The organism is Faecalimonas sp. LCP19S3_D12 (assembly GCF_052121495.1).
Taxonomy (GTDB): Bacteria; Bacillota; Clostridia; order Lachnospirales; family Lachnospiraceae; genus Faecalimonas.
This window is the reverse complement of record NZ_JBQKED010000076.1, coordinates 1-6335: the sequence shown is the minus strand read 5'-3', so window position 1 is coordinate 6335 and position 6335 is coordinate 1. Positions and strand designations below refer to the sequence as shown.

The following is a 6335-nucleotide window of genomic DNA, read 5'->3' as shown; positions in this document are numbered from 1 at the left end:
TCAGGGTTATCTTGTCATCTGTTGTTTAATTATCAATGTTCTTTGTTTTTGTTGTCTTGCGACAGCTATATTAGATTACCACATCTCTTTTCGCTTGTCAACAACTTTTTTTATTTTTTTGAGATTCTTTTTTTCTGTCATTCGTTTCTGTCTGTTCGAACCTCTCTTGTGTTCGCCGCATCTCTCAGCGACGAATGTTATTCTATCATGCCTCTTTCTAATTGTCAATACTTTTTATATTTTTTATTTTATTTGTACAATTGGCACAATTCATCTTCCCATAGCTATCATTTCTTATCTACTTTCCTTAAAGGATTGACCTTCAATCTCTCTCTTCCAATAAATCCGAAACTGTTTTGCATCAATTGACTCAATAAAGCGTTTTTTATACATCAAAAACTCTTCTAGATCCATCATAATATGATATAGTTTTGCCTCATTTTCAAATTCTTCAAAATTTCTCGGAAGAGTATGCTCTTTCATTTGCTCCAGCACTCTTTCCAATTGTGTCATCTGTAATTTCGGATCATTCATCTCAGTGACATGCTTTTTTACTTCTTTGATATAATCAGATATAATGTCTGCTTGTCTTGGAAGATTTCGAATTTTCTGCATTTCCGCATGCAGACTCTGCAGCACCCCACATTGTTTTAAACGCATCTCAAAATAGTAAATATAATAGCTCGGATGTGAATGAAATGTATTATTCTGATACTCAACCGCCTGTTCTACAAATTCTTCCAAATCTTTTTCCAATGCACTGATGTCTCTCCACACATGTTCTCCAATTACTTGTTGTTTTAAATATCCTGCCAATTCTTCTAATATTTCCTGCATTTGGCATTCTACATGACGCATACTTTGTATGATATCTTGTTCATGACTTCCATTGATATGAAAAAGATTCAAAATAATTGCAATGGTAATTCCTATTGCAACAAGCAAAAACTCATCAAATATAAATGCAGCCGAAAAGTCTTGTGTAGCCAAAAAATGTGTTCCGATTACTGCGTTGACAGAAATCGTATTTCTGCACCCTAATTTATCACAGAGCAATATCAGGAAAAACAGAAAAATCCCAAATTCAATCCATTTGCCAGACATCAAGTGAAAAATTCCCCAGCAAAGTGCAACTGACATCAAAAAAGTAAGGACTCTGAGGAGGGACAGTTTTAATGTCCCCCATTTTGTCGATACGAGCGAAAGCATGGCAATAATCCCTGCCGAAGGCGCAAACTGCAATCCTATCTTTTCCGAAATATAAATTGCTGCACTTCCTCCGATCGCAGTTTTTAATGCCAGAAGCAACAACTTTTGCCTTTTTAATTTTACATGCTCACTCATATGTTTCTCCTAAGTCCTTTCTCCTATTTTTCTGTCACTACTCCTCTATGATAATTCCAGTTTTCCTGTATACAACTGATAATAGGTTCCTTTCATCTGAATCAGATCTTCATGATCTCCACGCTCAATGATCTTTCCATGTTCCAATACGATAATCGCATCACTATTGCGGATAGTCGATAATCTATGTGCAATTACAAACACGGTACGACCTTTCATAAGATTATCCATACCTTTTTGCACGATACTCTCTGTTCGAGTATCGATACTTGATGTCGCTTCATCCAAAATCAGCACCGGTGGATTCGCAACTGCTGCTCGCGCAATCGAAAGAAGCTGTCTTTGTCCCTGGGAAAGTTCCTCTCCATCACCACTTAATACTGTATCGTATCCATTTGGGAGCATTCTGATAAACTGATCTGCATGAGACAGTCTTGCTGCTTCATACACCTCTTCATCTGTCGCATCCAGTTTTCCATATCGAATATTTTCCATAATTGTTCCTGTGAACAAATGTGTATCCTGCAGTACAATGCCAAGCGAACGTCTCAGATCATCTTTTTTAATCTTTGTAATATTAATTCCATCATAACGGATCTTTCCGCCCTGAATATCATAGAAACGATTAATTAAATTCGTAATTGTCGTCTTTCCGGCTCCTGTGGAACCAACAAACGCAAGTTTCTGTCCTGGCTTTGCAAACAGACTGATATCCTGAAGAATAACTTTGTCACTGTTATATCCAAATGTGACATCCTCAAAGCGGACATCTCCTTTTAGCTCTGTGTAAGTAACTGTTCCGTCTGCTTCATGCGGATGTTTCCATGCCCACATACCAGTTCTCTCTTTGCACTCTACAATATTTCCCTGTGCATCTTTCTTTGCATTGACAAGCTCTACATATCCTTCATCCATTTCCGGTTCTTCATCAATCAAGTTGAAAATACGTTCCGCACCTGCCAGTGCCATTACAATCGAGTTAAACTGCTGCGCTACCTGCATGAACGGCTGTGTGAAACTCTTTGTAAACTGCAGGTAAGACGCCATCACTCCAAGCGTAATTCCTCCAACTCCCTGAACAGATAAAAATCCACCGAGTACGGCTGTCAATACAAACTGAAGATTTCCGATATTTCCAATAACCGGTCCCATCATGTTTGCAAACGTATTTGCATTTGCCGCGCTTTCGAACAGCTGCTCATTTAGCTTGTCAAATTCTTCTTTTGATTTATTTTCATGATTAAACACTTTTACGACACGCTGTCCATTCATACGTTCTTCTACGTATCCTGTCACATCAGCAAGTGCAATCTGCTGGCGAACAAAGAATTTTCCACTGTTTCCACCAATTTTCTTTGTCACTAACAGCAGCACACCAATCATCACAACCGCAAGTACAGTTAGTAAGGGACTTAAAATAAGCATAGAAATAAATGTTACTATGATTGTAAAAAATGACATCAATGCCTGCGGAATTGACTGATTGATCATCTGTCTCAATGTATCTGTATCATTTGTGTAAAGACTCATAATAGAACCATTTGTATTCTGGTCAAAGTAGCGAATCGGAAGCGTCTGCATATGCTCAAACATGTCATCTCTGACTTGCTTTAACACACCCTGACCAATCGTTACCATCATTCTTGTATACACAAAAGTAGAAACAACTCCCACTAGAAAAATACATCCCAGCACCGCCATAGCCTGATATAATTCCGCAAAGTTTGGCTGCTTTTGTCCGATCAACGGAATGATAAAATCATCCAATAAAAATTTCAAGGACAACGATACTGATATAGATGCCACAGAACTTAATAAAATGCAGACAAACACAATAACAAATTGCACTTTATACATTCCTGTTACATATTTTAGGAGACGTTTTGCTGTCTTTGCTGTGTTCTTAGACACTCCGGATTTTTGATTCTTACTCATCGTCTCCACCTCCTTTTACTTGTGACTCGTATACTTCTCTGTAAATTTCATTTGTTTCAAGCAATTCTTTTGAAGTTCCGATTCCGCTAATGCGGCCTTCATCTAATACAATAATCTGATCTGCATCTTCTATAGAAGAAACCCTCTGTGCAATGATAATTTTCGTTGTATTCGGAATTTCTTCCCTAAATGCTTTTCGAATCAATGCATCGGTCTTTGTATCAACCGCACTTGTCGAATCATCCAAAATTAAAATCTTTGGTTTTTTCAGCAATGCCCTTGCAATACAGAGACGCTGTTTTTGTCCACCGGACACATTGTTACCGCCTTGTACAATCATCGTATTATATTTATTCGGGAACTCCTGTACGAAACCATCTGCCTGAGCCAGTTTACAAACTCTTTGTACCTCTTCGTCGGTTGCATGTTCGTTTCCCCAACGGATATTTTCATAAATTGTCCCTGAGAAAAGAACATTTTTCTGTAATACCATGGAAACCTGATCTCGCAGTGCCTCCAAATTATATTCTCGGACATCAATTCCGCCTACTTTTACACTTCCACCTGTCACATCGTAAAGTCTTGGAATCATCTGAACAAATGTTGATTTTGCACTTCCGGTTCCACCGATAATACCGATTGTCTGACCTGATTTAATGTGTATGTTAATATTTTTCAAAGACAGGTTGCCACCTTCTCCTGCATAACTAAAGTCTACATTTTCAAAAGATATGGAACCGTCCGGAACTTCTTTTACTGCGTCTTCTTTGTCCTGCATCTCCGGAACTTCTTTTAACACTTCTTCAATACGATCTGTAGATGCCTCTGCAATCATAATCAAGACAAACACAAAAGTCACCATCATCAGTGACATCAAAATCTGCATTGCATACACCATAATACTTGTCAGTTCGCCGGTCTCCATCGTCTGGAATACAATATTGCGTCCCCCCAGATACACGATCAGCAATACTACGATATACATCGTAAATTGCATTACCGGAGAGTTCCACGCTACGATTTTCTCCGCTTTTGTAAATAGGTTATACACAATTTTTGAAATTCCATGAAATTTTTCAATCTCATGTTCTTCGCGTACATATGCTTTCACGACACGGGAAGCATTGACATTTTCCTGCACAGAATTATTCAAAATATCATATTCGTCAAACACCTTTATGAAATGCGGATGCGCTTTCTTCGCAATAAAAATGAGCGCGCCTCCTAAAAGCGGGATCACTATTAAAAACAACAGTGCAATCTCTACATTGATCGTGAGTGTCATAATCCATGACAGAATCACCATAATCGGCGCTCTCGCCAAAAGACGGATACTCATCATATATGCCATCTGCACATTTGTAATGTCGGTTGTCATTCTGGTCACCAAACTCGGTGTAGAAAAACGGTCAATATTTTTAAATGAAAAATCCTGTATTTTATAAAAAATATCATGTCGCAGATTTTTCGCATATCCAGCCCCTGCTATTGCGGCAAATTTTCCTGCCAGCACACCAAACCAAAGTGCAAGCATTGCCATCACCACAAGAATCGCACCCATTTTTACAATGTATCCTAAATCTCCTTTGGCAATTCCCACATCGATAATCTTTGCCATCTGTAATGGAATCAAAACTTCCATAAACACTTCCAGGATTACGAAAAGCGGTGCCAGTACAGATTGCTTTTTATATTCTCGAATCGATTTTAGTAATGTTCTATTCATTGTTTTCGTTTTCCTCCTTTTTTTCTGATTGTTTTGTCTCCGTCTGTGCAAGATTGTCAAACATCTTCCACAATACACACATGCACATCGAAAATTCTTCTTCTGAAATTCCTTTTGTCAGCCGCTTTTCCATAACGCGTATATTTTCCAGAATCTCTGCTCGAAGTGCCTCCGCCTTTTTGGTCGGAACAATCCTCTTAAGTCGGGCATCTTTGCTAGAAGATTCTCTGTAAATAAAGCCGTTCTTTTCCATCAGCTGAAGAATACCGGTTGCCGTTGATTTTCGTATCTGAAATTCTTCTTCTACATCTTTTTGGTAAATCTCTCTGTGCAACGTCTCTAATAGGATGAATTTCAATACATGCTTTTGCATCGTTGTAAGTCCGTCATCTCCACAGGGTATAATATTCTGACGTTTTAAGCGATGTGATAACATATGAATCAACTTTCCTGCATGAACCTTTTGTCTTTGTCCGTCTGTTTCCTGCACATCTTCACTTCCTTTCATTAGTTAGTTTCCTAACCTTTAATCAGTATAATGAAAGAAAATTTTATTGTCAAGAGAAAAGATATTCCTATTTTCTTTTTTATTCTCTTAATACTTTCCCTTACTCTGTCTCCATCGTTGTAATTGACACCTTTTTGTAGGAATTCCCCTCTAAATTCTTCCATGTAAATGTCTCATCTTCCATAATCATATAACTATGCTCCGAATCCTCTTTTGGGATAGATACAGAGCCCGGGTTCATATAAACAATATTGCCAACGGTTCGATATGCTGGCACATGAAAATGTCCGTTTAACAAAACATCGCCCGCTTTCAGCATCGGAAGATGTTCTGCGTTAAATGTATGTCCGTGTGTGGCAAATATCATGCGGTCTTTTACATATAAAATACAGTACTCTGCCAAAACCGGAAATTCCAATACCATCTGATCCACCTCTGTATCACAGTTTCCACGGACGCAAAGAATGTCTTCTTTGATATCATTCAACATCTGAATCACTTTCTTTGGATTGTATTCTTTTGGCAGATCATTTCGCGGTCCGTGATATAAGATGTCCCCCAGAAGCAGCAGCTTATCTGCTTTCTCTCTCCGATAGGCCTCAATCATTTTCTCACAATAAAATGCAGAACCGTGTATATCTGATGCAATCATAATCTTCATATTCTCTTCTCCTTTTATACAAACTTAGGCGATACTATATTAGCATCGCCTCAGACTGTAGACAAAGTTGGTGCTGGGAGTTATCCCCAGCACCACTTTTCTGTAAATAGCCTCTGTTTTAATAAAAATCTTAAAAAACTCCAAGATTCTTTCATTTTAGA

5 protein-coding genes are annotated in these 6335 nt (G+C 38.2%); all 5 read right to left on the bottom strand.

Features of this window, described 5'->3' with window-relative positions:
* Positions 1-294: 294 nt before the first annotated feature.
* Entirely contained in the window at positions 295-1344 is a 1050-nt protein-coding gene (locus ACTQXY_RS14815) for an aromatic acid exporter family protein (protein ID WP_441660108.1), read from the bottom strand.
* A gap of 45 nt (positions 1345-1389) precedes the next feature.
* Positions 1390-3279 (bottom strand): ABC transporter transmembrane domain-containing protein, encoded by a 1890-nt coding sequence (locus ACTQXY_RS14810; RefSeq protein WP_441660107.1) that lies wholly within the window; start codon positions 3277-3279, stop codon positions 1390-1392.
* Positions 3272-5005 carry an ABC transporter ATP-binding protein gene (locus ACTQXY_RS14805; RefSeq protein ID WP_441660106.1) on the bottom strand — a complete coding sequence of 578 codons (1734 nt, stop codon included), beginning with the start codon at positions 5003-5005 and terminating at the stop codon, positions 3272-3274. The genes ACTQXY_RS14810 and ACTQXY_RS14805 overlap by 8 nt, the downstream gene beginning before the upstream one ends.
* Positions 4998-5513 (bottom strand): MarR family winged helix-turn-helix transcriptional regulator, encoded by a 516-nt coding sequence (locus ACTQXY_RS14800; protein ID WP_441660105.1) that lies wholly within the window; start codon positions 5511-5513, stop codon positions 4998-5000. Before ACTQXY_RS14800 ends, ACTQXY_RS14805 begins: the two co-directional genes overlap by 8 nt.
* Before the next feature lie 100 nt (positions 5514-5613).
* On the bottom strand, positions 5614-6174 hold the full coding sequence (yfcE, locus tag ACTQXY_RS14795; protein WP_441660104.1) for a phosphodiesterase: 561 nt from the start codon (positions 6172-6174) through the stop codon (positions 5614-5616).
* Positions 6175-6335: the final 161 nt, after the last annotated feature.

What these genes read in the sequence shown, in the direction of transcription:
- ACTQXY_RS14810 (WP_441660107.1), bottom strand. Translation starts at nt 3,279, where the DNA reads ATGAGTAAGAATCAAAAATCCGGAGTGTCTAAGAACACAGCAAAGACA.
- ACTQXY_RS14815 (WP_441660108.1), bottom strand. Translation starts at nt 1,344, where the DNA reads ATGAGTGAGCATGTAAAATTAAAAAGGCAAAAGTTGTTGCTTCTGGCA.
- yfcE (WP_441660104.1), bottom strand. Translation starts at nt 6,174, where the DNA reads ATGAAGATTATGATTGCATCAGATATACACGGTTCTGCATTTTATTGT.
- ACTQXY_RS14800 (WP_441660105.1), bottom strand. Translation starts at nt 5,513, where the DNA reads ATGAAAGGAAGTGAAGATGTGCAGGAAACAGACGGACAAAGACAAAAG.
- ACTQXY_RS14805 (WP_441660106.1), bottom strand. Translation starts at nt 5,005, where the DNA reads ATGAATAGAACATTACTAAAATCGATTCGAGAATATAAAAAGCAATCT.